This window comes from Sphingorhabdus sp., assembly GCF_044338195.1.
GTDB lineage: Bacteria > Pseudomonadota > Alphaproteobacteria > Sphingomonadales > Sphingomonadaceae > Sphingorhabdus_B.
The window spans coordinates 1-26,963 of the sequence record NZ_JBIIMC010000019.1 but is presented as its reverse complement, the minus strand read 5'-3'; the positions used below and the strand labels follow the sequence as shown (position 1 = coordinate 26,963).

The 26,963-nt window shown below is 56.2% G+C and carries 29 protein-coding genes, 1 tRNA gene and 1 pseudogene; 12 read left to right on the top strand and 19 right to left on the bottom strand.

The genetic code is table 11. The features are described from left to right. Positions 1 to 4: 4 nt before the first annotated feature. From ACIQZK_RS07030 to ACIQZK_RS07015, 4 genes are all read right to left on the bottom strand, one after another. On the bottom strand, positions 5 to 841 hold the full coding sequence (locus ACIQZK_RS07030) for an ABC transporter permease (protein ID WP_395634580.1): 837 nt from the start codon (positions 839 to 841) through the stop codon (positions 5 to 7). Between the two features lie 2 nt (positions 842 to 843). Then, on the bottom strand, positions 844 to 1,755 hold the full coding sequence (locus ACIQZK_RS07025; protein WP_397575498.1) for an ABC transporter permease: 912 nt from the start codon (positions 1,753 to 1,755) through the stop codon (positions 844 to 846). Between the two features lie 3 nt (positions 1,756 to 1,758). Further along, on the bottom strand, positions 1,759 to 2,868 hold the full coding sequence (locus ACIQZK_RS07020) for a PotD/PotF family extracellular solute-binding protein (protein ID WP_397575497.1): 1,110 nt from the start codon (positions 2,866 to 2,868) through the stop codon (positions 1,759 to 1,761). Between the two features lie 145 nt (positions 2,869 to 3,013). Then, positions 3,014 to 4,210 carry a serine hydrolase domain-containing protein gene (locus ACIQZK_RS07015; RefSeq protein WP_397575496.1) on the bottom strand — a complete coding sequence of 399 codons (1,197 nt, stop codon included), beginning with the start codon at positions 4,208 to 4,210 and terminating at the stop codon, positions 3,014 to 3,016. Positions 4,211 to 4,478: 268 nt separating this feature from the next. Here ACIQZK_RS07015 and ACIQZK_RS07010 point away from each other — a divergent pair, with 268 nt between their 5' ends. The 4 genes from ACIQZK_RS07010 to ACIQZK_RS06995 are packed head-to-tail and all read left to right on the top strand — an operon-like array spanning position 4,479 to position 7,112. Then, on the top strand, positions 4,479 to 5,087 hold the full coding sequence (locus tag ACIQZK_RS07010) for a LemA family protein (RefSeq protein ID WP_397575495.1): 609 nt from the start codon (positions 4,479 to 4,481) through the stop codon (positions 5,085 to 5,087). Between the two features lie 20 nt (positions 5,088 to 5,107). Beyond that, entirely contained in the window at positions 5,108 to 5,896 is a 789-nt protein-coding gene (locus ACIQZK_RS07005) for a TPM domain-containing protein (protein ID WP_397575494.1), read from the top strand. Positions 5,897 to 5,907: 11 nt separating this feature from the next. Beyond that, positions 5,908 to 6,597, top strand: a complete 690-nt coding sequence (locus ACIQZK_RS07000) for a TPM domain-containing protein (RefSeq protein WP_397575493.1) — start codon at positions 5,908 to 5,910, stop codon at positions 6,595 to 6,597. Then, positions 6,594 to 7,112: an NUDIX hydrolase gene (locus ACIQZK_RS06995; protein ID WP_397575492.1), complete on the top strand. Its 519-nt coding sequence runs from the start codon at positions 6,594 to 6,596 to the stop codon at positions 7,110 to 7,112. Before ACIQZK_RS07000 ends, ACIQZK_RS06995 begins: the two co-directional genes overlap by 4 nt. On the opposite strand, the gene ACIQZK_RS06990 is transcribed toward ACIQZK_RS06995, so the two are convergent. The 3 genes from ACIQZK_RS06990 to ACIQZK_RS06980 all read right to left on the bottom strand — a co-directional run bounded on the left by ACIQZK_RS06990 (position 7,109) and on the right by ACIQZK_RS06980 (position 10,994). Beyond that, positions 7,109 to 7,387, bottom strand: coding sequence for an ETC complex I subunit (locus ACIQZK_RS06990; protein ID WP_324479731.1), 279 nt, complete (start codon positions 7,385 to 7,387; stop codon positions 7,109 to 7,111). The genes ACIQZK_RS06995 and ACIQZK_RS06990 overlap by 4 nt on opposite strands. A gap of 56 nt (positions 7,388 to 7,443) precedes the next feature. Beyond that, positions 7,444 to 9,915 carry an ATP-dependent helicase HrpB gene (hrpB, locus tag ACIQZK_RS06985; RefSeq protein WP_397575491.1) on the bottom strand — a complete coding sequence of 824 codons (2,472 nt, stop codon included), beginning with the start codon at positions 9,913 to 9,915 and terminating at the stop codon, positions 7,444 to 7,446. Between the two features lie 65 nt (positions 9,916 to 9,980). After that, positions 9,981 to 10,994, bottom strand: coding sequence for a polyprenyl synthetase family protein (locus ACIQZK_RS06980; RefSeq protein ID WP_397575490.1), 1,014 nt, complete (start codon positions 10,992 to 10,994; stop codon positions 9,981 to 9,983). Between the two features lie 96 nt (positions 10,995 to 11,090). Here ACIQZK_RS06980 and ACIQZK_RS06975 point away from each other — a divergent pair, with 96 nt between their 5' ends. Next, entirely contained in the window at positions 11,091 to 11,378 is a 288-nt protein-coding gene (locus ACIQZK_RS06975; RefSeq protein ID WP_397575489.1) for a chorismate mutase, read from the top strand. On the opposite strand, the gene ACIQZK_RS06970 is transcribed toward ACIQZK_RS06975, so the two are convergent. The 5 genes from ACIQZK_RS06970 to ACIQZK_RS06950 form a co-directional block, all read right to left on the bottom strand. Further along, a complete protein-coding gene (locus ACIQZK_RS06970; RefSeq protein WP_397575488.1) occupies positions 11,379 to 12,758 on the bottom strand; it encodes an ATP-binding protein in 1,380 nt (459 codons plus the stop codon). Positions 12,759 to 12,772: 14 nt separating this feature from the next. Continuing rightward, positions 12,773 to 13,438: a response regulator transcription factor gene (locus ACIQZK_RS06965; protein WP_397575487.1), complete on the bottom strand. Its 666-nt coding sequence runs from the start codon at positions 13,436 to 13,438 to the stop codon at positions 12,773 to 12,775. 72 nt (positions 13,439 to 13,510) lie between these two features. Continuing rightward, positions 13,511 to 13,807 carry a hypothetical protein gene (locus tag ACIQZK_RS06960; protein ID WP_397575486.1) on the bottom strand — a complete coding sequence of 99 codons (297 nt, stop codon included), beginning with the start codon at positions 13,805 to 13,807 and terminating at the stop codon, positions 13,511 to 13,513. 74 nt (positions 13,808 to 13,881) lie between these two features. Beyond that, entirely contained in the window at positions 13,882 to 14,595 is a 714-nt protein-coding gene (locus tag ACIQZK_RS06955; protein ID WP_397575485.1) for an SIMPL domain-containing protein, read from the bottom strand. Positions 14,596 to 14,622: 27 nt separating this feature from the next. Beyond that, complete coding sequence (locus tag ACIQZK_RS06950) at positions 14,623 to 15,471, bottom strand: D-amino-acid transaminase (protein ID WP_397575484.1); 849 nt, start codon at positions 15,469 to 15,471, stop codon at positions 14,623 to 14,625. Positions 15,472 to 15,552: 81 nt separating this feature from the next. Between ACIQZK_RS06950 and ACIQZK_RS06945 the strand changes: the two genes are divergently transcribed. Continuing rightward, positions 15,553 to 17,355: an ABC-F family ATP-binding cassette domain-containing protein gene (locus ACIQZK_RS06945; protein WP_397575512.1), complete on the top strand. Its 1,803-nt coding sequence runs from the start codon at positions 15,553 to 15,555 to the stop codon at positions 17,353 to 17,355. Here the strand turns inward: ACIQZK_RS06945 and ACIQZK_RS06940 are convergent. Then, complete coding sequence (locus tag ACIQZK_RS06940; protein WP_397575483.1) at positions 17,352 to 17,867, bottom strand: DUF6456 domain-containing protein; 516 nt, start codon at positions 17,865 to 17,867, stop codon at positions 17,352 to 17,354. The genes ACIQZK_RS06945 and ACIQZK_RS06940 overlap by 4 nt on opposite strands. An 88-nt stretch (positions 17,868 to 17,955) precedes the next feature. Between ACIQZK_RS06940 and ACIQZK_RS06935 the strand changes: the two genes are divergently transcribed. Further along, a complete protein-coding gene (locus tag ACIQZK_RS06935) occupies positions 17,956 to 18,519 on the top strand; it encodes a helix-turn-helix domain-containing protein (protein ID WP_397575482.1) in 564 nt (187 codons plus the stop codon). Between the two features lie 94 nt (positions 18,520 to 18,613). Here ACIQZK_RS06935 and secF read toward each other — a convergent pair whose 3' ends face one another. From secF to yajC, 3 genes are all read right to left on the bottom strand, one after another. Then, positions 18,614 to 19,594, bottom strand: a complete 981-nt coding sequence (secF, locus tag ACIQZK_RS06930; RefSeq protein WP_395636353.1) for a protein translocase subunit SecF — start codon at positions 19,592 to 19,594, stop codon at positions 18,614 to 18,616. 10 nt (positions 19,595 to 19,604) lie between these two features. Then, positions 19,605 to 21,203 carry a protein translocase subunit SecD gene (secD, locus tag ACIQZK_RS06925; protein WP_397575481.1) on the bottom strand — a complete coding sequence of 533 codons (1,599 nt, stop codon included), beginning with the start codon at positions 21,201 to 21,203 and terminating at the stop codon, positions 19,605 to 19,607. 68 nt (positions 21,204 to 21,271) lie between these two features. Further along, positions 21,272 to 21,598, bottom strand: a complete 327-nt coding sequence (gene yajC, locus ACIQZK_RS06920) for a preprotein translocase subunit YajC (RefSeq protein WP_324479720.1) — start codon at positions 21,596 to 21,598, stop codon at positions 21,272 to 21,274. A 176-nt stretch (positions 21,599 to 21,774) separates the two neighbouring features. Between yajC and ACIQZK_RS06915 the strand changes: the two genes are divergently transcribed. The 5 genes and pseudogenes from ACIQZK_RS06915 to ACIQZK_RS06895 form a co-directional block, all read left to right on the top strand. Further along, positions 21,775 to 21,851: transfer RNA gene (locus ACIQZK_RS06915), tRNA-Pro, on the top strand. A gap of 124 nt (positions 21,852 to 21,975) precedes the next feature. Continuing rightward, positions 21,976 to 22,518 (top strand): glycoside hydrolase family 108 protein, encoded by a 543-nt coding sequence (locus tag ACIQZK_RS06910; protein ID WP_397575480.1) that lies wholly within the window; start codon positions 21,976 to 21,978, stop codon positions 22,516 to 22,518. Between the two features lie 15 nt (positions 22,519 to 22,533). Beyond that, positions 22,534 to 22,947, top strand: coding sequence for a holin family protein (locus ACIQZK_RS06905; protein ID WP_397575479.1), 414 nt, complete (start codon positions 22,534 to 22,536; stop codon positions 22,945 to 22,947). A 70-nt stretch (positions 22,948 to 23,017) separates the two neighbouring features. Next, entirely contained in the window at positions 23,018 to 23,272 is a 255-nt protein-coding gene (locus ACIQZK_RS06900; RefSeq protein ID WP_397575478.1) for a hypothetical protein, read from the top strand. Then, positions 23,235 to 23,924: pseudogene (locus ACIQZK_RS06895) on the top strand (alpha/beta hydrolase family protein); the annotation flags it as partial. The gene ACIQZK_RS06900 and the pseudogene ACIQZK_RS06895, both read left to right, overlap by 38 nt. 1,233 nt (positions 23,925 to 25,157) lie before the next feature. Here ACIQZK_RS06895 and ACIQZK_RS06890 read toward each other — a convergent pair. The 3 genes from ACIQZK_RS06890 to ACIQZK_RS06880 all read right to left on the bottom strand — a co-directional run. Further along, positions 25,158 to 25,433, bottom strand: coding sequence for a DUF4915 domain-containing protein (locus tag ACIQZK_RS06890; RefSeq protein ID WP_397575511.1), 276 nt, complete (start codon positions 25,431 to 25,433; stop codon positions 25,158 to 25,160). Positions 25,434 to 25,628: 195 nt separating this feature from the next. Then, positions 25,629 to 26,423, bottom strand: coding sequence for a DUF3703 domain-containing protein (locus ACIQZK_RS06885; RefSeq protein WP_397575477.1), 795 nt, complete (start codon positions 26,421 to 26,423; stop codon positions 25,629 to 25,631). 130 nt (positions 26,424 to 26,553) lie between these two features. Continuing rightward, positions 26,554 to 26,963, bottom strand: a 410-nt coding sequence (locus tag ACIQZK_RS06880) for a Beta-galactosidase C-terminal domain (RefSeq protein ID WP_397575476.1), incomplete at its 5' end; no start/stop codon positions are given.

Genomic DNA, 26,963 nt, shown 5'->3' with positions numbered 1-26,963 from the left:
ATCTCTAATGGGTTTCCGCAATGCCCTTCACGCCCTGCAATTTCAGCGCGATGAAGGTCAGGATGACAGTAAGGAGGATGAGGATTGTCGACGCAGCGTTCACCTCTGGCGTGACCGAGAAACGGACCATCGAATATACCTTCACCGGGAAGGTAATCGTGTCCGGACCGCTGGTGAAAAAGGTGATGACGAAATCATCAAGGCTAAGCGTGAAAGCCAAAAGCGCCCCCGCCACCAGCGCAGGCCGTATGTGCGGCAGCAAGACATCGCGAAACGCCTGCCATTCCGTTGCGCCAAGGTCTTTTGCGGCCTCTTCCTCTTCCTTGTTAAAGCTCGCCAGCCGTGCGCGAACAACCATCGCAACGAATGGGAAACAGAATGTGATATGCGCAATCGTGATCGCGGAAAGATTGAGCGGCCATGGCAAATCGGTTGGCCAGTCGACCTTTGCAAAAAAGATCAAAAATGCGACGCCCAAACAAATCTCAGGCACGATAATCGGCAGGGACATGGTCCCTTCGACCAGCCCCTTGAACGGAAACCGGAACCGCCAAAGCGCAACCGCCGCAAGCGCACCAATCACCAGGCTGACGATGGTCGCGAGCGCCGCGATGGTAAGCGAGTTGACCAACGCCTCCACCAGACTATCGTTGTTCAGCGCTTTCTCATAATATTTGAGCGTAAAGCCCTTCCAAACGACATTGCGCTTACTGTCGTTAAAACTGAAGACCATCAATACGATCAGCGGCGCGTAGAGAAACAGCATGGTCAATCCGACCCAACTGCGCATCCACAGCTTTCTGGTATATTCCAAAGGCGCGATGGGGGTGCGATTAAACATCCTCACGCCGCCTTCACTTTGTTCGCGCGCATCGATTGGAACGCGATCAGAATGAACATCGCGTAGATCAACAGGAACGAAAGCGCAGCGCCAAATGGCCAGTCATTCGCACGTTTGAATTGCCGCTCAATCACATTGGCGATCATCTGGCTGTCTGTTCCGCCCATAAGGTCAGGGGTCAGATAGGCGCCAAGTGCAGGGATCAAGGTAATCATCACGCCCGCGAATATGCCCGGCGCGGCCAGCGGAACCACGATCTGCATGAAGGTTTTGAAATGCCCTGCGCCTAAGTCGAGGCTGGCCTCAATCAGGCTTTTGTCCAGCCGGTCGAGCGCGGAATAGAGCGGCAAGACCATGAATGGCAGATGGACATAGACCAGCCCAAGCACGACCGCGAAATTGTTGTAGAGCAACTGCACGGGCGTCCACGCCTCAAGCGGCTGCATCCCAACAAGCGTGCGCAGCCAACTTGCGCCTTCCCACAGTCCGCCCAGACCCTTGTTCATATATCCGTTGCTGCCCATCAGTGCCATCAACGCATAAGTACGGATCAACAGGTTGGTCCAAAAGGGCAGCATGATGCCCAGCAGCAACCATGGTCGCCATTTCGGCGCGGCGAAGGTAATCGCCATGGCAACCGGAAAGCCGATGATGAGGCACAAGAGCGTGGTGAGTGCCGCGACCGCAAAGCTTTTCAGGAAAATCGATAGATACAGCCACTCGGTCGCGCGCTTGTAATTGTCGAGCGTGCCGGAAATTTCAATGTCGGCAGGCCCGGCATTCTGCCCAAAGCTGTACAGCCAAACGATGGCCATGGGCGCCACAAAGAATAGGGCAAGCCAGAACACAGGTGCCGTCACAACGGCGGCAAAAGGTTTCTTCTGGCTTTTCCAGTCTTGCAGCGCCCCCGACATATTTTAGGCCGCCCGCACGCGGGTGAACGCCTCCTCATATTTTGGCTGAAGCTCTGGATTGAACTTTGCATATTCGCATTTCGCCAAAACATCTGCTGGCGGGAAGATCACCGGATTGTTCTTGTACGCATCGGGCATCAGCGCCTTTGCCGCGTCATTTGGCGTTGGATACAAGATGGTTTCGGTAATCTTTTTGCCGGCTTCGGCATCCAGCAAATAATTGATGAATGCGTGGGCATTTTTCGGATGCGGCGCGCCCTTGGGAATGCACAGATTGTCCGAGTTCAGCTGGCTGCCCTCTTTGGGGATGACAAAACCAATGTCGGAATCTTCGACCATCGCCTGCGCAATGTCGCCATTATATTCGAGCACCACATCGACTTCGCCCTTGAGCAACAAGTCCTGACCATTGTCTTCGTGGAAGGCTTTAATGTTCGGCTTTTGCTTGGTCATCATGGCTTCAATGGCCTTCAAATCGGCATCGGTGAGGCTGTTGACCGACTTGCCCATATATTTGCCATATAGCCGGAACATGTCGCCCGCCTCGGACAGCACCGCGATGCGGCCTTTATATTCATCGCTGTCGAACAGCACTTTCCAACTATCCGGCACCGCCTTCACCTTGGACTTACGATAGCCAATGCCCAGCGCCAGCCAGGTGTAGGGCATCGAATATTTGCGTGCCGGATCATAGGGAACATCCTGATAATCTTTGGCAACATTTTTGAAGTTCGGAATTTGCGCCTGATCAAGCGGCATGAGCATATCGGCCGCGGCCATGCGCTCCACAAAATCGTTGGACGGGACGATGACGTCATAGCCCGGGTTTCCGGCGCGCAGCTTCGCGAACAGTTCGTCATTGCTCGCGAACAGCGTCATGTTGACGTCTACGCCAGCTTTGTCCTTATAATCTTCCAACGTGGTTTCACCAATATAGGTGTCCCAATTGTAGAAGTTCAGCTTGGCCTCTTCGCCATTGGCCAGCTTCTTGGCTTCTTTCTCACCGCAGCCAGCAAGCGCGCCGGTCAGCGAGAAACCCACAGCCGCAACGCCCATCCCTTTTAACATGGCCCGGCGGTTGCTGCCCGCGTGTAAAAACGTCTTAAAGTCCATGATTTTTCTCCAGCAGAAGCATATCGTTAACATGCACATGCTGGACTATTAATCGGACTTAGAAAAGACCCTTTTTCCCGCATGTTGCGGCGCAATTTTATTACGATTTAACGCAATTATTGTGCACCGCAACATGAGGCTCTATTCAGCGCTTTTTCGCGTCGGCATCTACCGCAGCTTGGACCGCCTTGTAGAAAGCTTCGCGCCCTGCGCCGACCGTGTCTGGATCGGTCGCCTTCGGCCAATTGCTATTGGACGCGATGATCAGCTTCCGTTTGGGATCAATGAAGATGCCCTGCCCGAAAATACCTTGGGCGGCGTAACTACCGTCATCATAGGTCCACCATTGATAGCCATAGCCCTTGCCAGCCATGCCGATGTCGGCCTGTTTGACTGTTGCAGATGCCATCCAGTTATCCGGCCATATGCTTTGCCCGTTTATCTTGGCACCGCCCATAACGAACAAGCCAAAACGGGCATAGTCACGGGTCGAGGCCTGAATGCAGCAGCCGCTGATTTCATGTCCGGTTGAACCCAAGAGCCAGCTTGCGTCTTGTTCCATGCCATAAGGTGCCCAGACTTTTTCGGACAGATAGTCAGACAGCTTTTTCTTTGTGGCAGAGCTGACCAACACGCCAATCAGGTTGGTTTCGCCGGTCTTATACACCCACTTCGTTCCGGCGGGCGCTTCACGCGGCAAATTGCGCATATAGCTGACCGTGACGTCCATGCCCTTTTCGGGCTTGTGCAGGTTGAACAATGCGACGTCGGATTTGGGATCGGCATAATCCTCATTCCATTTCACGCCCGACGTCATCGTCAGCAGCTGCGCAATCGTCACGTCATCATAGGCAGAACCCTTTAGGTCGGGAATATAGGCCGAAACCATGTCGTCGACGCTTTTGATGTAGCCATCCTTGATGGCCGCGCCGACAAGCGTCGAGGTGAAGGACTTGGCGACGGAGAAGCTTGTCCACTTGCCCTTTGCGTCAAAATCGAGACCATATTTTTCAACACGGATCTTGCCATCTTGGACAATGACGAGGCCAGCCATGCGCTGCGCCTTCATATAGGCGTCGACATCCATATCAATGGTCAGCGGTTCGCCCTTGGGCATCGGATAAACCGTATCACCGGCTTTAATGATGTTCGATTTCGCCAATATGGGAATGCGGTCCAATGCGCGGAAACCGGCGTCGCGCTGCTCTACGCTCCAGAACAGCACGTTAGCGTCCGTTGGTAGGTGAGAGATGAGCGCTTTCATATCCTTGTCCGCGCTGGCCCAGAAACCGCCAGCCGCAGCCGCGGTCACAATCAATATACCGAATATCCATTTTTTCATCTTGCTCCCCCAGTGGTTATTTTTTGAGCGACGTTCATTCCGCCGCCCCTGAATCTACCTTCGCAATACATCAGAAAATAGCGCGAAAGCGAAATGAATTTATCATCACATCCATTGGGCGGCGCATCTCTTTACAATGCCCCACAGCAAAACATGACATATTGCCGATAGCAGACATTGCGAAAGCCATAGCTGCGCCTTATGTATGTAACACACGCCGATTAAACGGCTGAAATCTGGGCGACAGCCCATTGGAGGAGCTCTTTCGATGCGTAACCAAGTTGTAAAATCTTTGCTATTAACCGCTGCAGCCCTCTCTCTTGCAAGCTGCGGTATCAACAGCGTTCCGACCGCTGAGGAAAATGCCAAGGCAAAATGGGCCGACGTTCAGGCCGCGTTTCAAGAGCGCGCCAACCTTATTCCAAATCTGGCAAATATCGTCAAAGGCGCAGCTGCGCAGGAAAACAAGACGTTGACCGAAGTCATCGAGGCGCGCGCGCGCGCGACATCGCCAAATATTCAGGTCAATCCTGATGATCTGGCCAACCCGGCCAAGATGGCCGCTTTCCAGTCCGCACAAAACCAATTGTCGGGCAGCCTCTCACGCCTGCTCGTATCGGTTGAGCAATATCCGCAGTTGAAGAGCCAAGAGGGCTATTTGAAACTGCAGGATCAGCTTGAAGGTCAGGAAAACCGGGTGCGCATCACCTTGCGCGATTATAACGAGGCTGTGCGTGGGTATAACACCACCATCCGCACTTTCCCCGATATCATCGGCGCAAAGATCATTCACGGCGCGGAACCGATGGTCCCATATCAAGCCACCACGCAAGGCGCCGAAACCGCACCGACGCTTGATATGGCGCCCGCAAACTAACCCCTTTTGGGATTACACACATGAAAAAGGCCCTTGGCCTGCTGACAGCGCTGCTTTTGGCCTTAACCGGTCAGGCAGCGCTTGCGCAAAACTTCCCCAAGCTTTCGGGCCGCGTTGTCGATCAGGCGAACTTGCTCGATCCGCAGCAAGAGGCGGCGTTGACCGCCAAGTTGCAAGGGCTCGAGACGCGCACCAAGCGACAAGTGGTGGTGGCCACATTGAGCAGCCTCGAAGGCTATGAAATATCCGATTATGGATATCGGCTTGGTCGCCAATGGGCGCTTGGGCAGGACGGCAAAGGCGAGACCGAAAAAGACAATGGCGCCATCCTGATCATCGCGCCCAATGAACGCAAAATGCGTATCGAGGTTGGCTATGGCCTTGAACCCGTCCTGACCGATGGCTTGTCATCAACCATCATTCGCAACGACATCAGGCCGCTTTTTAAGGCGGGTGATTTTGCGGGCGGCATCAATGCCGGGGTCGACCGCATCGTCACGCAGCTTGAGTTACCAGCCGACGAAGCCGCCAAAATTGCGCAAGCGGCAGAGCAACGTCAGGGCAAGGACGAAGGCATACCGTTTGGCGCGATTATCTTCATTCTGTTCATGATCTTCTTTGTATTTCTGCCCATGATCCGATCGACAAACGGTGGCGGGCGCAAGCACCGGCGCCGCGGCATCGCTCCGGTCATCATCTGGGGCGGTGGCGGTGGCTTCGGTGGCGGTGGCTTTGGTGGTGGCTTCGGCGGCGGTTTTGGCGGAGGCGGCGGCAGCTTCGGCGGCGGCGGTGCTTCGGGTGGTTGGTAGAAAGTATCGTTATGGCCTTAACTAAAATTAGCCGGATGATCGAAGCCGACCACGTGTTGGTAACGGCCGCAGTTGCGGATGCCGAACATCACACAAGCGGCGAAATCGTGACCATCGTCACCGATCTGTCCGACCATTATGAAGACATCGGCATTGCATGGGCAAGCGGCGTCGCCTTTGTGGCGCTTGCAACCTATGCGACCTTCCCGGACATCTACATCGGTCTCATCAACCGCCTGACCGGTGGTTGGGGCCATGAATATACCACCAACGAATATGTCGCGCTGCTTCTGACAGCGGTTGCCCTGAAATGGGTTGGAACATGGCTGATCCTGAAATGGATGCCTTTGCGCCTATTTTTAACACCCAAAGCGACCAAATTGGCACGCGTGCGTAACCATGCGATCAGCCTGTTCAAAGTCGGCACCGAATCCAAGACTGTCGGCCGCACCGGCGTTTTGCTATATTTGTCGATGCTGGAACATCGCGCCGAAATCGTCGCGGACGAAGCCATTGCATCAAAGGTCGCGCCAGAGGTTTGGGGCGATGCCATGGTCGCGCTGCTTGACCATGTGAAGGCGGGCAACCCCGGACAGGGTGTCGCCGCCGCTGTTGCGCAAATGGGTGTTGTTTTGGCGGAGCATTTCCCCAAAGGCAGCGAAAACCCCAACGAACTACCGGACAGGCTCATCCAGTTATGAATGCAGACGAAGACGTCGAAAACGTGATGTGGCAAGGCCGCTTCATCACGGCGAAGACACGCGGCAAATGGGAATATGTCAGCCGCGCGCGCGGTATCAAGGCCGGCGTTATCCTCGCTGTCGAAGATGACCATGTCCTACTCGTCGAACAATATCGCGTGCCACTTGGCGCGAATTGTATCGAGCTTCCCGCTGGTCTGATTGGCGACCATGAGGAAGGCGAGGACACGCTTACGTCTGCTGCACGCGAGCTTGAGGAAGAAACCGGCTATCGGGCAGACAGGCTTGAAATCGTCGGCGAGTTTTTCTCATCCCCCGGCATGGTCAGCGAAAGCTTTTCACTGGTGCGCGCACATGGCCTTACCAAAATAAGCGATGGCGGCGGTGTTGATGGCGAGAATATCATTGTGCATCGCGTCGCCCTGCCCGATTTGCCCCGCTTCGTTCAATCAAAGCGCGACGAGGGCTGCGCCGTCGACGTCAAGCTGCTGATGCTGCCCGGGATGCTGTTTTAACGGAAATTATCCGCGTACGCCTGAAGCTTCAGGGTCTTGGGCGGCGTAGGAATGTAGGTCGCGGCGATGCCTTTTTTGTCGGCATAAGCGCGCGCGGCATCAAGCGTTGGAAAGGTCAACTGGACCTGCGATTGCGTATCGCCTGAACCCGCCCAACCCATCAACGGGTCGGCCTTGCGCGGTTCATTCGACTGAAATTCCAGCACCCATTCGTTCGTGCGGCCACGGCCCGATTGCATGGCATTTTTGGGACGCTGAAAAATACGGGCAGACATGGATGTTTCCTGAAAATTACGTTCGCGGCTACCTTGCCCGAACGGCAATGGATTCGTCAAGCGTTGCGGGGCACATCACGCGCTTGCGCCTTTTTCGTCTTTAGGCTGGCCACACTCTCCCAAGGCGCATCGGGCCAATTATGCCGCGGATATCTCCCCCGCATTTCCTTGGCCACGTCACGCCAGCTACCACGCCAAAACTCTGGCAGATTGCGGGTGGTCTGTATTGGACGACCAGCAGGCGATGTCAGGCTCAACACCAACGCAATGCGCTCCGCACCAACCGTGGGATGGCTATCAAGGCCAAACAAACCCTGTACGCGCAGCTCAACCGTTGGCCCGGCCTCTGCCGCATAATCGATGGCATGCGTCGTTCCAGCCGGGCTAACAAAGGATGCTGGCGCGATTTGGTCAATGCGCGTGCGCTGATCCCAGCCAAGCATATTGTCGAGCGCTGTCGACAATGCCGCGGGTGAGACATCGCGCAGCCGGTTCACACCCATCAGCAGCGGCAAAAGCCACTGCTCGGCCGCTTCACCCAATGCCTGGTCACTGACCGTTGCTATACCCGCAAATTGTGCGCGCTCCCGAAGCGCCAGCGCCGCTTTTGACCATGGCAGCGCGCCCACGCCCATTTCGCGCACTGCGGCCAGTAACGCACGCGCCACGGCCGTCTGGTCGGGTTTTTCTATGCGACCTTCGCTTAAGACTATCGCACCAAGCCGCCGTTGCGCGCGCGCATCCACGCGGTCGATATTCTTATCGTAAGACAGGGCCTCTTCCTGCGTTATCCGATGGGCGAAATTGCCGAGTATCTCCGCTTCCGTCAGTGGCGCCGCCGACAATATGCGCGCGCCCGATGCAGCGCCTTGAACATCGGCCACCGCGAGCCATTCTTCACGCGCCAGAAGCGACGCCGTGTCCAACTGCAACCCGCGTCCCATCGCGCTAATCCATTTTTCGCCTTTGTTGTCGCGCCGCTTGGCAATGCGATCGGGATAGGAAGTGGCGATGAGGCCGCCGATGCTGAGCGGCTCTTGTTCGCCAGTACCGCTGCGGCACATCCGCGATATGCGCTGTGCGAGCTTGCGTGCGGCATCCGCCTTAGGGCTGCGTTCGCCCACAAAGCGTTCAAATCGCGTTTCGATATTTTCGCCTTGCCCGCCAAGGCCGCGTTCCTGCAACAGTAGGGCCAGCATCGCCGCATCCTCGGCCTGTCCGCTCTTTGACGCTTCAACGACCATATGTGCGAGCGGTGGCGGTAATGGGAGGTCCGCAAGCTGAATGCCATGCGGTGTAATATGCCCCGACGCATCGAGTGCGTTGATGGACAGCAAAAGCTTGCGCGCTTGCTGAAGCGCGGGTGCTGGCGGGCCATCAAGCCAACGTAACTTGGTCGGGTCATTCTCTCCCCAACGTGCGCAGTCGAGCAGCAACGGCGCAAGGTCGCTTTCCAATATTTCGGGCGGGTCAAATGGCGGAAGTCCGCCATTGCCTGCTTCCTGCCACAACCGATAGGCAATGCCCGCCTGCTGCCGCGCAGCACGCCCTGCCCGCTGGGTTACCGCAGACAGGCTCGCGCGCTCGGTCACCAGTCGCGTGACGCCGGCGGCTTGGTCGAACCGCGCGCGCCGTGCCAAGCCGCTGTCGATGACAATGCGAACGCCATCGATCGTCAGGCTGGTCTCGGCAATGTTGGTCGCAAAAATGATTTTCCGACGTTGCTGCGGGTCGCGGCGGACGGCCAGCCTTTGGGCCGCCGGGTCAATTTGGCCATGCAATTTATGGACGACGATGTCTTCGCCAATTGCGCCCAGACTGTCCACGGCGCGGTCAATTTCGCGCACGCCGGGCAAGAAAACCAGAATATCGCCCTCTTCCTCGGACAGCGCCAGCCGCACCGCGCGCACGATATCGTTTTCGATTGCCTGTTCAGCGCGCCGGCCGACATATTGGAAATCCAGCGGCCATCTTTTGCCATCACTCTCGACGACTGGCGCATCGCCCATCAACTGCGAGAATCTAGAACCATCCAACGTGGCAGACATGGCAAGCACACGCAGATCGGGCCGGAATGCCGCTTGTGCCTCAAGCGCAAGCGCAAGGCCAAAATCGCTGTCGATGCTGCGTTCATGGACTTCGTCAAACAGCACCGCAGAAACGCCGACAAGCTCCGGGTCGCTGATGATGCGGTTGCGGAAGATGCCCTCGGTCATGACCAAGATACGGCTATTGGGGCCTTGTTTGCTATCCAGCCGTGTCGTGTAGCCAACCCGCCCCCCGACGGCTTCGCCCAGCCCCTCCGATATGCGTTCTGCCGCCATACGCGCGGCGAGGCGGCGTGGGGACAACAGCAAAATCTGGCCATCACAATAAGGCTCGTCCAACAATGCAGGGGCGACCATCGTGGTTTTGCCAGCGCCCGGGGGCGCAATCAGGACGGCATTGGGCGATGAACGCAACGATGCCAACAGGTCTGGCATCACGGCCATAACGGGCAGCATATGGTCCGACATCTTTTCAGCCATGGTGGTTTCCGGCTGTCATCATGAATACCGCCTGTGCCCGTGCTGCATCGGCACTGACCGTGCGATCAATATGCGCGTGCAATGGCGAATTCGACCGCCTCAGTCAGCGCAGATTTGGCTTCACCATTGGGGAAATGCGCAATCGCATCAATTGCGCGTTGGCCATAATGCCGCGCGCGATCCAGCGTATCATCAATCGCATTATGCGCCTGCAGCAACGTCCGCGCATGCTGCAAATCCGCATCCGAAATGCGGTTGCCAAGCATCGCGTCGCGCCAGAATTTCTGTTCATCGGCATTGCCACGGATATGGGCCAGAATGACGGGCAAGGTTACCTTGCCATCGCGGAAATCGTCACCGCTGTCTTTGCCCATGGTTGCGCCATCGGAAACATAGTCAATCGCGTCGTCGACCAATTGAAATGCGATCCCCAGATTGCGGCCATAAGCGTCCAGCGACATTTCTTGCGCGTCACCGCTTTCGGCGACGACCGCCGCAATCCGGCAGGCAGCTGCGAACAAGGCAGCAGTCTTCGACCCAATGATTTCGAGATATTTCTCTTCGGTCGTCGAAATCTGCCGCTGGGCGGTCAATTGATTGACCTCACCCTCGGCAATGACAGCAGAGGCGTTCGACAAGATTTTGAGAACCTTAAGCGATCCATCCTCGACCATCAGCTCAAATGAGCGGCTGAACAGGAAGTCACCGACCAACACGGCGGCAGGGTTGCCGAAAATGAGGTTGGCGGCGGTTTTGCCACGGCGCATGTCGCTGCCATCGACAACATCATCGTGCAGCAAGGTTGCGGTGTGAATAAACTCGACAGCTGCCGCAAGCTTGTGATGACGATCACCGGGATAATCGAGAAGCTGCGCGCACGCCAATGTCAGCATCGGGCGCATCCGCTTGCCACCGCCAGCGATAAGATGCCCGGCGAGTTCAGGAATAAGCGGGATTTCAGACTGCATACGGTCCAAAATGACCGCGTTTACCTTGTTCATTCCGGGTGCGACCAGCTTGAACATGGGTTCCAACGATGGCGCACGATTTCCGCCGATTTTATGTATGGTTGCAGTCATAATCGTTTCGCTCTGACGACAGCCGCGTCGCAAGGCAAGTGCAAATGGCGTATTTCCTCTTGTCCGTTGCAGTCAATATCGGCACAGGATGCAGTTATGGACGATAAAGAGACCCTCACCCGCTTTCGTGAAAGCATCGACAATATCGACGCTGCGCTTGTATTCATGCTGGCTGAGCGGTTTAAAATAACGCAGGCGGTGGGCGAGTTTAAGGCAAAGTCTGCGCTACCGCCAGCCGACCCTGCCCGCGAAGAACGGCAGATTGAACGGCTTCGGCAACTGGCCCGCGATGCCAAGCTTGATCCGGATTTTACCGAAAAATTCCTGCGCTTCATCATCGATGAAGTCATCCGCCACCATCAGCAGATCCGCGACGCCAGCTGATTAGCTTGTTGCTTTGGGTAACCTGAGGCGGACGAGCAACCCGCCCAAATCTTCGCTTTCTTCAAGGCGGACGGTCCCGCCGTAAATTTCCACAACATCGCGAACAATTGCCAAGCCAAGCCCCGTGCCTGGCTTACCGGTATCGAGACGCGCACCGCGGTCGAACAAACGCTCACGCTCGCCCTCGGGTATGCCTCTGCCATCGTCCTCAATTAGCATTTCGACAAAATCGCCCGCGTCCTCGACCGTCACAAACACGCTGCCGCCGCCATATTTGGCTGCGTTTTCGATCACGTTGCCCAGCATTTCATCGAGATCCTGCCGTTCGACACGCGCGGCAATTTCCTTATCGCCGGCCATGTCGAGCCGGACGTGCGAATATAGGCGGCTGACGGCGCGTTCGACGGACTCAAGGCTGTCCCACACTTGCGCGCGGCTATGGCTATGTCCGCGCCGTCCGACGGCACGCGCACGCGCCAGATGGTGGTCCACCTGACGCCGCATCGTCGTGGCTTCGCGAATGATGGTGTCGGCGAGGTCGGGTGATTGCGCGGTGGCGCTGTTCATGATGACCGTGAGCGGCGTCTTGAGCGCATGCGCCAAGTTCCCTGCATGCCGCCGCGATTCTTCGGCCTGCTTCTCGTTATGGTCAAGCAAGGCGTTCAGTTCATTGACCATCGGCATCACTTCGTCCGGCAAAGCATCGGTAACCCGGCTTTCGCGGCCACTGCGCATCTGCGCAATCGCTTTGCGCACCGCACGCAGCGGCCATAGGCCATAAAATGTCTGGAGCGCGGCCAAGATAATGAGACCAAGACCGAGCAAAAGAAAACTCGTTACCAGAACGGACCGTAGCTCGATAATTTGCCGATCAAGGCTGCCACGGCTTTGCGCGACCATGAAGGTCCATGCGATGTCGGAATCGGGCAGCTTGATCGCGCGTTCGGCAATGCGCAGCGGTTCGTCGTTAAATTCGTTGCTGTTCCGGAAATGAACGGCTTGGTCGTTATGATTGGCCGGCGCACTCAATGCGCGGTCCCATAATGACCGGGATGGGAACGGCATCGCACCCTTGCCGGTAATTTGCCAATACAGGCCGCTATTGGGTTCAAGAAAACGCTGATCGCCCAATGGGCGGTTCATCCGGATTTCACCATCGGGACCGATTTCCGCAGAAGCAATCATCGCCGTCAGAACATATTCCAACTGATTGTCAAAATTCTGCTCGACCGAATTGACCAACACGCGGTCAAGCGCGGCACCGCCGCCGATCAACAAAATCGTAATCCACGCCGCAGCGGTCAGAATCATCCGGCGGGTCAGCGAACCCGTGCTCTGAAACTGGCTTCGCCACGTCGGTGCTTGATTGGCCGTTTTCATGGCGACCGGCGGTTTCAGCTGACCGGTTCCTCAAGGCTGTAGCCAAGGCCGCGGATCGTCGAGATCACATCTTGGCCAAGCTTTTTGCGGATGCGCGTTACGAACACTTCAATCGTGTTGGAATCGCGGTCGAAATCCTGATCATAAATATGCTCGATCAACTCGGTCCGCGAAACAACCTTGCCCTTGTGGTGCATCAGGTACGACAGCAATTTATATTCCTGCGCGGTCAATTTCACGGGCTGGCCACCCAGCGTGACGCGGCCCGAGCGTGTATCAAGGCGAACCTCGCCAACGGTCAGCTCGGACGAAGCATTGCCCGATGCGCGGCGGATGAGCGCACGAAGACGCGCGATCAGCTCTTCGGTCTGGAATGGCTTGGCCAAATAATCGTCGGCACCCGCATCCAGACCAGCAACCTTGTCGGACCAGCTGTCACGCGCCGTCAGCACCAGAACAGGGAATTTGCGGCCTTCCTTGCGCCAGCGATCGAGAACCGTCAGGCCGTCAATTTCGGGCAAGCCAAGGTCAAGAACGACCGCATCATAATTTTCGGTCGAACCCATATAATGGCCGTCTTCGCCGTCGGTCGACAAATCAACCGCATAGCCAGCACCTTCAAGGGTGGACTTCAGTTGCTTGCCCAATGTGGGTTCGTCTTCGACGATCAAGATGCGCATGCTGTCCCCTTCAAATATTAATTATGATGTCGAAATCGGGCTAGCAGATTCACGTGCAGCCACAAAATCCTATCAGCGTTGGCGTAAAATGTTACCGGTTCGGGCATCTACATCAACGAAGATGACGCGGTCCTTGTTGATGAACTTCAACCGGTAAACCTGCGCGCTTGGATCATATTCAGGGCCCAGATACTGCATCCCGCGCATGCGCGGCACAACGCTTGCCTCGATCTCGCGCAGCGATTTCACTTTTCCAGCCGCCATATCCTGACGCGCATCGTCCTGTTCCCCGCGACGCGCATCGGCGGGAAAGGCAGCAAGCAACGCAATTGCGGAAAGCCCTGCAAAAACTGAAATTCGGTTCAACATTCCTGCGCACTACCCCCATGGCATTGAACGTAAAATGAATGGAGGCCGATCATCACAACCGGCCTCCGACAAGATTATTTCACCATTTCAAAGGTGAAGGAAAGCGTTGCCGCGACGCTTAGCGCACCCGGCGCGATGGGTGTCGACTTTTCAGACGCATCCATCGCGCGCATGACCATGGGCCGTGGATAGCCACCGCCTTGGCTGTCGGTTTCTTCAACGCGCAACACGCGGACATCATTATATCCGGCCTTTCGTGCAAGGTTTTGTGCGCGGTTCATCGCCGTTGCCCAAACCTTGTCACGGGCAGCGCCGCGAAACGCACTGTCGTCATCAATGCTGAATGTCGGACCATTGAAGCTTGTCGCGCCATCGACCGCAAGCGCATCCAAAAACGCACCCAATTTCTTCAGGTCGCGCAGTTTCGATGTCACCATGTTCGACGCCTGATAGCCTTTGAAAATCTGCTGCCCGTCGCGATAGTCAAATTGCTGATTGAGGCTAATCTGCGTGGTTTGGATATCGCGTTCGGCAATGCCCAATTTCTTCAGCCGCGCAACGACAGAAGCCATTTGCACATTATTCGCCCGAACCGCCTCGGTCGCTGTTGGTGCCATATTTTGGACACCCGTTGAGAAGGTGGCGATATCTGGCTTGGTGTCTACAGATTCGGTGATCGTCAAATCAATGACGGGATTTGCGGCGGTGATATTGACCTGCGTCGCCATCGCTTGGCCCGATGCCAAAGCTGCGGTTGCCAGTAACGCTGCAAAAAACATTTTACGCATAAGATGCTCCTATGTGATGCCAACCAATTATATCGCGGTTTGGCGTGCCCAATCGATATAGGCTTGGCGAAGCTGAACGGTTGCCGAACCGGGCGTTCCATTGCCGATGGTTTTCCCATTTATTTCTACCACGGGCATCACGAAACCCGAGGCTGATGAAACAAATGCTTCCGCCGCTTGTTCCGCCTCGGCGACCGAAAATGGCCGCTCTTCGATTGTTTGCGCGACCATTGGCAAAACGGCTGCACGGGTGATGCCATGCAGGATTTCGCGGTTCAGCGGGTGCGTCACCAGCACGCCATAATGCGTAATGATATGCGCGTTTTGCGCGGTCCCCTCAGTCACGACGCCGCCACGTTCCATCCACGCATCGTCGACACCGCGGGCAATCGCCTCATTCTTCATCAGCGACGCGTAAAGCAATTGCGTCGTTTTGATATCGGCCCTGCCCCAGCGCAAATCAGGCAAAGTGACCACACGAATGCCGCGCTTTGCCAATGGCGTGTCCGCCAATGCACGGCTTTGGCTAAAGGCCAGAACGGTCGGCGTTGTGTCTTCGGGTGGGAAGACAAAATCGCGGTCCGTCGGCGCGCCGCGCGTGACTTGCCAATAGATCATGCCTTCCTCTACAGCATTGCGCGCAACAAGCTCGCGGCAAATCGTGAGCCATGCTGCGGCATCAGGCGCGCCTTTGATGCCCAGTTCGCCCAGCGATCGGGCCAGCCGCTGCACATGGCCTTCGAAATCCACGAGCTTGCCGCCCAGCACAGAGACGACTTCATAGACCGAGTCAGAAAACAGAAAGCCCCGGTCAAATACCGATACTTTGCCGTCGATTTCGGGAACATATGCCCCGTTGAGATAAATAGTGCGCATATGACGTCTGTGCTGGAAGCGTCGCTAATCGTCAACATCGACATTGTCATTCCCGTTGCGACCCCCTATCCGCCAGCGCATATGTCCCAACCCCCAATCTTCGCATTCGAAAATCTCGCGCTGCAACAAGGTGGCGGCTGGCTGTTTCAGGATATCGACCTGTTTATTGGCGCACGTGATCGCCTTGCGCTGATTGGCCGCAATGGCGCGGGCAAGACAACGTTGATGAAATTGGTCGCTGGCTCGGTCGAGGCGGACAAAGGCACGCGCGTTGTCGTTCCCGGCACAAATATCGTGATGCTGGAACAAGACCCCGACGTGACATCATTCGAACGGCTCGTCGATTTTGCCATTCATGGCGAAAAAGGCCCGCCTGAATATGCGGTGCGCGCCATTGCGGACCAACTGGGCATTAATCTGGACCGCGAAGCCAAGACCGCAAGCGGCGGTGAGAAACGGCGCGCTGCGATTTGCCGCGCATTGGCCAGCGAACCCGATTTGCTGTTGCTGGACGAGCCGACCAACCATTTGGACCTCGCCGCGATTGAATGGCTTGAGGATTGGCTGACGCGGTATCGCGGCGCCTTCATGGTCATCAGCCATGACCGGACGTTTTTAACGCGGCTGACGCGGCAGACATTCTGGCTGGACCGTGGCCTGCTGCGCCGGAATGAGATTGGCTTTGGCGGTTATGATGCGTGGACCGAGCGCGTCTATGCCGAAGATGCGCGCAATGCGGACCGGCTGGATGCCAAGCTGAAGATCGAGGCACATTGGCTTGAGCGCGGCGTCACTGCGCGGCGTAAGCGCAATCAGGGACGGCTCGCGAAGCTTTGGGAAATGCGCGCCGCACGCGCCGCAATGATCGGCCCGCAAGGCACTGCCAAGCTTGCCGCCGCAAGCGACGATAGCAAAACCAAAACCGTTATCAGCGCCGAAGGCATCGGCAAAAGCTTTGGCGACCGGACGATTATCAAGGATTTCACGCTGCGTATCCAGCGTGGAGACCGCATCGGCATTGTCGGCGCAAACGGCACCGGCAAAACGACCTTAATCCGTATCCTGACCGGTGAAACGCAGCCCGACAGCGGCAGCATCACGCTTTCGCCAACGCTGACCGGCATCGTCATCGACCAGCAACGCAAATTGCTGACCCCCGAAAAGCGCGTGCGCGATGTGCTCGCCGATGGCAGCGACTGGATTGATGTGCGCGGCGTGCGCAAACATGTTCAGGGTTATTTGAAAGAGTTTCTGTTTGACCCGGCATTGATTGAGGCGCGGATCGGCTCATTATCGGGTGGCGAGCAATCGCGCATTTTGTTGGCCCGCGAATTCGCGCGTGAAGCCAATTTGCTGGTGCTGGACGAACCCACAAACGACCTCGACCTAGAAACGTTGGATCTGCTGCAAGAAGTCATTGCCGATTATGACGGTACGGTTCTGATCGTCAGCCATGACCGCGATTTCCTTGACCGAACGGTGACGCTCACCCTTGGCCTCGATGGATCAGGGCATGTCGATATCATTGCCGGCGGTTATGCCGATTGGGAAGCCAAGCGGGACAAACGCGACAAACCCGCAGCGAAAAAAGCCGACAAACCCGCCGCGCGACCAGAGGCGAACAGCGTCACTGCGCCCGTCAAAAGGGTTAAGCTGACCTACAAAGACCAGCGCGACTATGATCTGCTGCCCAGCCGCATTGCCGAGATCGATGCCGAGGTTGCGGCCGCAGAAAAGGAAATGGGTGAGCCGACGCTCTACACAAAAAACCCGGCGCGATTTGCCGAACTGACGGCAAAGGCCGAAAAGCTGCGCGCCGAAAAGGATGCGGCGGAGGAGCGTTGGCTCGAATTGGCCATGATGGTTGAAGAAGCGGCGACCTAACCCGCTATCCGGTAGAAGGTCACAAGCCGGTCGAGCGCGATTTTCAACACGAGCTTTCCAGACCGCACAGGCCAAGACATTTCACGTTCTGCCGCAGGCATACTCTCGCCCACGCAAATCACCCGCCACGCGATGTCCGACAGGTCAGGACCAAGCGCGGACAAGGCGTCGTCAAAACGCGCCTTTTCGGTCATCATCCGCTCGGTCCGGTTCAAGCCAGACGGTGCAGCGCGTTTTTGGCGGCCGATCGGAATATTTTCCCAAGACATGGTGACATGCGGGCCAAGCGCCGCCAATTCATAATCGCGGCGCAAGGTTTCCCCCGCCAACATCTGCCGGTCCGACAAGTGGCCGCGCGCATGCAACCATGAAAGCGGAGATTCCGCGAGATTGACGGTCACCGTGCGGCGTGTTTTCGCATTTCGCGTCACTGGCCCGCTTTCGCGCAACCCGCGCTCAGCCAATAGCCTTGGATCGGGCAGGTTGCGATTTGAATGGGACTTTGAGGGCATATTTATTCTCCGCTTCATCAGCGAATCACCCTTGCCATGTGGTAAATATTGTAGGAAAGAAAAAACCTATCTGGTGATGGAGTATTTTATGCAAAGCCGAATTCGTGATGTGCGCAGGGCCAAGGGGATGACGCTTGCCGATGTGGCCGAACGCTGCAAACCCGCAACGACGGCGCAGACCATTGGACGGCTCGAAACCGGGACGCGGGTGCTGTCGCTGATTTGGATTAACCGCATTGCAGACGCCTTGGGTGTTGAATCGAGTGATTTGGTGGCCCTGCCCGACCAGCAGTTTTTGCCGGTGGCAGCTATCTTAAGCGAGGACGGCACACATGCGCCGACCAAGGAAGAGCGCATCATGGTGCCGAACGTGGGCGGGACGATGGTCGGCCTGCGTATTGCCGCGGCAACGGGAGAATATCGCCGTGGTGACGAATTATGGCTTGAACAGATTCAGCCCGATGCTTTTGGATCTGCGCTCAATCTCGACGTTTTGATTCCACGCCCCGGTGGCCGTTTCCTCTTTGGCCGATTGTTGGGGCGCGAGGCGGGCAAGCTGCATTTGCTGCCGCTGGAAGCAGGCGCACGGCAACAGGTCGTCACAGACCCCGCGTGGATTGCAAAAGCCGTACGGCTCGTCCGCAAGCTTTAGAACGATTGCAGCAGCATATGTCACTGCGAACGTGCGGGCATTCTCGTGGAAAGAGAATGCCCGCCAACTTGCTGACTTTTTCCGGACACCAGGATTAAGATTCAAAACCTTCGCTGATGCGCTCGGCCTTTGAACCGGCTTCATCGGACGGCACAAAGCTGTGCGAGCCGACCTTAAGCCAGATGAGGATTGGCGCAGCCTGATAAATCGACGAATATGTTCCGACGACAATACCGAACGCCATCGCCGCGCTGAACCCGAAAATAACGTCTGGCCCGAACAACACGAGCACGATCAACGGCAGCGAGATCGACACGCTGGTCATGACCGTACGCGACAATGTTTCGTTGACCGAAAGGTTCAAGAGCGATGCCATTTCCATCTTGCGGAATTTCATCAGATTTTCGCGAATACGGTCATACACAACCACGGTATCGTTCAACGAATAACCGATGATCGTCAGCAGGGCCGCGATGATGTTCAGGTCGAACTCCCAACCCGTCAGCGCAAACAGGCCGAAGGTGAGCGTAACGTCGTGGACAAGAGACCAAATGGCACCCACGCCGAACTGCCATTCGAAGCGGAACCAGATGTAAATCGATACACCAGCCATCGCCGCGAGCAGCGCGAGGATACCCTTGCTGAACAATTCCTCCGACACCTTACCGGACACCGAATCCACACCGTCAATGCGGACGTCGGGGTGACCTGCTTTCAATGTATCGGTGATCTTTGTCGCCATGGCATTGGCAAGCTCAGGATTCTTATCGGCGCCTTCCGGCAATTTCATGCGGATCGAGACCTGATTTTCAGCGCCAAACCGCTGAATGGTCGGATCGCCGTAGCCGAGCTTCGCAACCGTTTCGCGCAGCTCGCCGACCGGCGCGGAGGTGCTCTCCGTGAATGTCGCGCGGATCATTTGGCCGCCGATAAAATCGACGCCAAAGTTCAGGCCCTTTGTGGCCACCAAACCAACCGAAGCGACCATGAGCAACAGGCTGATGCCAAAGGCCCAGGTCCGCCATTTCAGGAAATCGATATTTGTATCGTCAGGAACGACTTTGAGCAGTTTCATGTCAATATCCTCAAATCGTCAGTTCATGGGGACGCGTGCGTTTCACCCAGCGTGAGACCCACATGCGCGTGATGGTAACTGCGGTGAAAACCGATGTGACGATCCCGATCATCAATACCACTGCGAAACCGCGAATGGGTCCGGAGCCAAAAATGAACAGCAATACCGCGGCAATGACGTTGGTGCTGTTCGCGTCGAAAATGGCGCGGCTGGCTTCTTTATAGCCAAATTCAATCGCCTGCACGACACGGCGGCCCCGTTTCAATTCTTCGCGGATACGTTCGTTGATCAGCACGTTTGCGTCAACCGCAGCACCAATGGTCAGAACGAAGCCCGCAATACCCGGCAGCGTCAGCGTTGCATTGGCAAATGCCATCACGCCAAGGATCATGGCGACGTTGATGATCAACGCGACGTTGGCATACATGCCGAAGCGACCATAAACGAGGAACATCAGCACCAGAATTGCAGTGGTGCCGATAACCGCGGCCAAAATGCCGCGACGAATGGAGTCGGCACCCAAATCCGGGCCAACCGAACGTTCCTCAACAATCTTCAGGTCAACGGGCAATGCGCCCGACCGCAGCGAGATGGACAGCGCGTTCGCACTTTCCGTCGTGAAGCTTCCAGAAATCTGCGAGACACCACCAAAAATGGGCTCACGAATTTGCGGCGCGGAAATCACCTGTCCGTCCAACACGATAGCGAACAGCTTGTTGACATTCTGCTGCGTCATACGGGCAAATTTCTGCCCGCCTTCGCTATCGAACTGAATGGTGACCGCTGGCTCATTTGTCTGCGAGTCGAATGTCGGGTCTGCCTTCACCAGCTTGTCGCCCGAAATGCCGCCCAACCGGCGCACGGCAATGTACGGCAGACCGGAGGGGTTATCGGGATAGGGCAGAACTTGGCTACCAACGCGGGCCTTGCCCTGCGCGGTCTGATCGGGATCGGCTTGTTCATCGACAAGTTTGAACTCAAGCTTGGCCGTCTTACCAATCAACGCCTTCAGCGCCTCTGGATCATCCAATCCGGGGACCTGAACGACGATGCGATTTTCACCCTGACGAATGATCGTCGGCTCAAGCGTGCCCAAGGCGTTGATGCGGCGATCGATAACATCCTTCGCCGTGTCCATGGCTTGGTCGAGAGCGGTTTCATCGCCCGCGCCCGCTGGCGTCAGGATCATGCGGTTGCCGTCGTTCACGCCGATGTTCCAGTCGCGGCTGCCGGTCGCATTGCTGGTCAGCGGCAACAGCGCCTCGCGGGCTGCGTCGATTTGCGCGGGGCTATCGACGGTGAAGCTCAATTGCCCGTTGGCACGCGACACATCCGAAATCGCAATCCGCGGTTCGGCGCGGCGCATTGCCGTTCTGACGCTATCTTCCAAAGCTTCCAACCGCGTTTCGGCAAGCTGCGAGGTGTCGGCCTCAAGCAGAATGTGGCTACCACCCGCAAGGTCGAGCCCAAGGTTGATGGTCGGCGTCGGCACAAATTGCGCGAGCTGCGCCCTGATGTGGGTAGGCAACACGCTTGGTATGGCAAAAAGCACACCCAGAATAATCAGGGTGTTGAGCATCCATACGCGCCAACGGGGGAAATCAAGCATAGGCTGGGTCCGAACGAACTGGGAAAACGGAATTTGGGGTCGGCAGAACGGCTGTTCAACCCCAGCGATTAATCGTTAGCAGCCTTGGCGCCGCGCGGCTGGACATTGGCGATGGTGGATTTAACCGCCTTCACCCGCACATTTGGCGCGATTTCGACTTCGACATAGTCATCAGCAACTTTCGTTACCTTGCCCATCAGGCCGCCTGCTGTAACGACTTCATCATTCTTCTGCACCGCGTTGATTTTAGCCTCATGCTCCTTGGCGCGCTTTTGCTGCGGGCGAATGAGAAACATGTAGAAAACGACGAAGATCAAAAGCAGTGGGAACAGCTGCACAAAAAATGCCGAACCACCCGCGCCACCAGCTGCAGCGCTCAAGATAACAAACTCCATCGGAAACCTCACATTTTAAAAAAGGCGCCCAATGCAGGCGCGGTCCTGAACAATCGGGCGCGATTATCACCTGCACCCATCGGACGCAACGTCAAAGCGTCCAAACCGCGCTTGCTTTTAGGAAACCAGCGCCATATAGGCGCGCTTCCACTGGCCTCGGCGAGGTCTTTGGCGGTCGGGACGTAGCGCAGCCTGGTAGCGCATCACACTGGGGGTGTGGGGGTCGCAGGTTCGAATCCTGTCGTCCCGACCAATTATTCCAAAAAATATTCATCAAATATGCCCGCAACGCGCCAGCGCTGCGGCTTTGCGTTTTTCACTTTCCTACAAATAACCATATTGGTTATTATTGTTGCGAAAGTGAGGACTCGACGACAATGGTACATATTGACGATCTGATTGATGAGCTGATTGCCCGCGAAGGCGACTATGTACATCATCCGGCGGACAGAGGCGGCCCGACCCGTTGGGGCATTACTGAGGCGGTGGCGCGTCGGCACGGCTATCATGATAAGATGACCCAGCTGCCCCGGGCCGAAGCCGCAGCCATTTATAAACGCATATATTGGGACGCACCCGGCTTTGCCGATGTCGCCGCAATTGCGGCCAAATTGGCGGCGGAATTGTTTGATACCGGCGTCAATATGGGCACCGGAACGGCAACAGGATTTCTGCAACGCGCGTTGAACGCATTGAACCGGAATGGGCGCGACTATGCGGATATTGTGGTGGATCGCAAAATGGGTGCGGCAACTTTGTCGGCGCTGTCTGCCTTTTTCGACACACGTGGACGCGCCGCAGAAAATGTTCTGCTGAAGGCAATGGATGCGCTGCAGGGCGCCCATTATGTCCGGTTGGCCGAAGCGCGGCCATCGCAGGAAGCCTTTCTGTATGGCTGGTTATCGAACCGTATTGGATAAAAAAAGGATTTCATTATGGCACTTGTTGACGGATTAATTGGGCCAATTGCCAGCATCATCGACAAAATCATTCCCGATCCGAAGGCGCGGGATACCGCCAAGCTTGAACTGCTTAAATTACAGGGCAGTCAGGAGCTCGAGAATATAAAGACGCAGCTGTCGGGCATCTTGGCCGAAGCGCAATCGGCGGACCCATGGACAAGCAGAGCGCGGCCAAGCTTTTTATACGTCATGTATGCCATGCTGCTTTGGGCTATTCCGATGGGGCTGATTTCCGCCATCCAGCCCGAGACCGCCGCCAACATCGCCGCGGGCATGAATGCCTATCTCAACGGCCTGCCAGAGCCATTATACGCGCTATTTGGTACAGGCTATCTTGGCTACACCGTCGCCCGCCAATGGGGGATTTCGCGGGGAACGGAAAAATAGTTGCCTATGCAGGCCTTCATCCGTTACCCCTCAATACCCAATAGAGTTTATGGGACTGAGGAGAACCAATATGAAGAAAGTTGTCGCAACTGTTGCCGCCCTCGCATTCACAATTTCGCTCGCTGCATGCGGCGAAGCTGGCGAAAAGGCAGCTGAAGAAACCGCAGAAGCAGCCGAAACAACGGGCGAAGCTGCTGAAGCTGGCGCAGAAAATGCCATGATGGCTGCTGAAGGTGCAGCTGACGCCACTGCAGAAGCAGCAGGCGAAGCTGCCGACGCAACCGCTGATGCCGATGCGGATGAAACGAAGGAAGAAGACAAGTAAGAGTCTTTTTCCGGAAAAAACATCAAGTCCGCCCTGCCCAGTGCAGCGGCGGGCTTTTTTATCTCATTTTACCTTATGCGCAGTCTGGAAAAGCACATTCGGGCGGGGGGTATTGCGAATGTCAGTCACAGATGAAGACATGGGCCACAACATACACACAAAACCCCGCTGGTGGTTGATCCTGATTGGATTGGCTATCGTTCTGGCAGGGGCGTTTCTCGCCCAAAGCGTTCGTACGGCGGATGGCACAATCGTGCGCGACATACGGTTTAAAGGCACCAATGGGACAGTCATGAGCGCTTTGCTCTATGTCCCCAAAAATGCTACGCCAGCGACACCCGCGCCGGGCATAGTTGCGGTCCACGGTTACATCAACTCGCGCGAGACGCAGGACGGTTTTGCCATTGAATTTGCCCGCAGAGGCTATGTGGTTTTGTCCCTTGATCAAACAGGCCATGGCTATAGTCAGGGGCCCGCATTCTCAAATGGCTTTGGCGGCCCTGATGGTTTGAAATATTTGCGGTCCTTGCCGATGGTCGATGTTGATCAAATCGGGCTGGAAGGACACAGCATGGGCGGCTGGACGGTGCTTGCTGCGGCCGCGGCCATGCCCAACGACTATGCGTCGATGGTGCTTGAGGGATCATCCACCGGCGCGCCTTTCGCGCAGGAAGGATCGCCCAATTGGCCACGCAATGCTGCGGTGGTTTTCAGCCGCTATGACGAGTTTTCGAATTTGATGTGGGGCGTTGCCCGTGCGCAGGATGTTGCGACAAGCAGCAAGCTGCAAAAATTGTTTGGCACGAAGGCCCCCGTTGTCGAAAATCGTTTATATGGCAGCGTTGCGGACGGGACCGCGCGCAAGCTTTATCAGCCGGCAACAACCCATCCCGGTGACCATGCGTCCACGGCAGCCATTGGAAACGCGATTGATTGGTTTGGCGCCACACTGACCGGTGGCACACCCAGGCCGGCAAGCGATCAAATTTGGTACTGGAAAGAATTTGGCACGGGCATTGGCCTTATCGGATTTGTGATGATCATGCTCGGTGCGTTTGATGCGCTTGTCCGATTGCCGTTCTTCGCTTCGGTCAAAGGCACAGCGGTCCCTGCATCGGCAGAACGCGATGGCGCGTGGTGGAAAGGCTTCGCATTAAGCACCTCGCTTCCTGCTCTGTTATTCTTTCCGACGTTCATTGCCGCCTATCTTCTTCTTCCGGCATCGCAATGGCTCCCGCAGGCGGTGACGACGCAAATTACCCTTTGGGCTGTGACCAGCGCTGGTGTGAGCCTTTTGATTGGTCGCTTGTCTGGACGCCGCATTGCCACGCATCAATCCGAATGGTTTAAATCCATATTGTTGGCTCTGGCGACGGTCGCAGCTGGCTATGCCGCGCTATGGCTCGTCGATATATTGTTCCTAACAGATTTTCGGCTTTGGGTCGTCGCGGTCAAGTTACCAAGCGCCAGCCAGTGGGGGATTGCCGCGATCTACGTCGTGCCGCTTACCCTCGCCTTTCTGGTCACAACCAAATCACTGGCCAATGCGACAGTGCGCAGCGACAGCGACAGGCGTCGTTACATGGCGGCAATATGCACGCTCATAACGGGCTTCATTGTCTTGTTGAGCGTCATTTACGGCCTGCTGTTCATGAGCGGATCGCTGATTACCGCATTTGATCCGCTCAGCACCGTCATTGCGATCCAGTTCGTGCCTGTGCTGATTGCCATCGCCATCATCGCGACATTCACATGGCAACGCACGGGCAGCTATCGTTCGGGCGGGCTGATAGCCGGAATTTTGGTGACGCTGTACACCGTTGCGGGAACAGCGACGCAAATCTGATCTGGTCGCCACCGGCTGATGCTAGGCGACCATTGCCGCTTAAGCAGCGTGTGTGACGAACTTGATAATTTCGGGTGCGCTGGGGCCGATGGACATGGGGCAGGCATGGCCGGTGATGACGGCGACGTCAAAGAGCTCTTTGACCGCGCCATCAATGCGGAACCATTCGGCGCAGGTGCCCTTGGCCAGATCAATGATCTGGATCCCGCACCAGGGTTCGCTGTCGGCGTCTTTCAACTTCTGATCGAGCGCCAGCCCTTCAAAGCGTTTGTAGCGTGGCTTCGATAGGCCGATATAAGCAAAGCCGTTGCGGATGGTGTTTTGAAACAGCGATTAAAGCGGTACCTTGTTAGCATCGCCATGTCTGCTTTGCGCCCAGTTGCAGACATTCTCGATGCTGGTTGAAACAACTAAAAGCAGACACAATTTTATAAAGACAGATGATCGAAAGTGGGTGGATGCTGATAGGCGGCTCTCAGTGATTATTTTCGAAAAGCCGTCCATTGTTCATCATGGTAGCTTGCGTTCGATTGCGCGGCGCAAATCATCTGGAATAGGCATTTGCTGAAACGCACTGACGTTCGACCGTCCAGTGTTGCCGATAGGAATACGTCCAGTCAGCGCGCCTAGTGGCGCAAGAGCAAGTCTGACTAGCTGCCCCGTAACTTCACGCCAATCGCGCTGCTCGATTGCATATCTCAGCATTGCCCGGTGATTGCCAAGATGAGGCCCAAGAAAGGGCTGCGAGATGATATGTGCGCGTTCGAGTGCTCGCCATGCGGGGTCCCTATCGCCTTCTGAGCAGGCTTTCTCGAAGTCTGACATCTCATGTTTGATCAGACGGCGGGTATGCAACGTTGCCGCAAGCCCACGCCAGCGTCGCTGCCGATGTCGGTAGAAAAGTTGCGCGAAGATCCAAACAAAAGGGGTCAGCACACCTGCCCAAATCTCGACTTCATCTCGGTAATCGGTGCCACCATCTGGATTTGGCGCAACCGTAATCCAATGATCCCATTTCCTGATCATCGCGCTGTGGCCGTCGTCGCGAAGGCGCTTGGGCCATGTGCCGTTTTCAGCTTCGTGCAGCGAGGTTACGATCCATTGCGTTCCAAACGGCAGGAACCCGAAAAGGCGCAGTTTCATAAGATAGCGGCCACCATCTTTGAATGCGTTAAGCGGCTCTTTACCTACTGGCACAAACCGCATTAGCGGCCACGCAATGTGCATCAGTAAGGGCGCAGTCTGCACTTCCGCCCAGACAGCCTCGGCCGGAAGGTCTATTGTGGTTGAGAGATCTACTTTCACTGCGTCTCTCCAGTTATCTTACGCTTGATAAACATTTTTTCCTTCTCGGCAGATTTAGATCCGGAGATCTATCTACACCCTGTAGCAACGATATGGTCAAGCGATGAAGATTGGTGAGCTGGCAAAGGACTTAGTTGGCTTTGAGTATCGATACATCGGCCGGGGGAAGGGTTCTTTGGCCTAGCAGTAAATCCCCAGTTACGGTGTCCGGCAAGTGAACCGTTTCTTTACTATAGTTGAAGATAAAAGTCTTATTTCCAGCCCGACGTAGCCTGAGTCCTTCAGGCAAAGCGTGCGTGGCAAGGCCGGCATCTTTGGCTGCGCGCGCTAGAACGGCGTGTGCAACTTCTTGGTTGGGCCAGGCCGACATATAGCGCACTTGCCTATGGCGCCAGCATGCAACTGTGCCGTCCAAAGCAATCATTTCAGGTTCGGCGGCAGTTTCAAGGTGTTCCAGCCATCGCTCAATCTCCCAATCCTTGCCGGGATGTGTCAGGCCTGGGCGCAGGCTTTCCACCCTTACGACCTTACCGGGGAAAA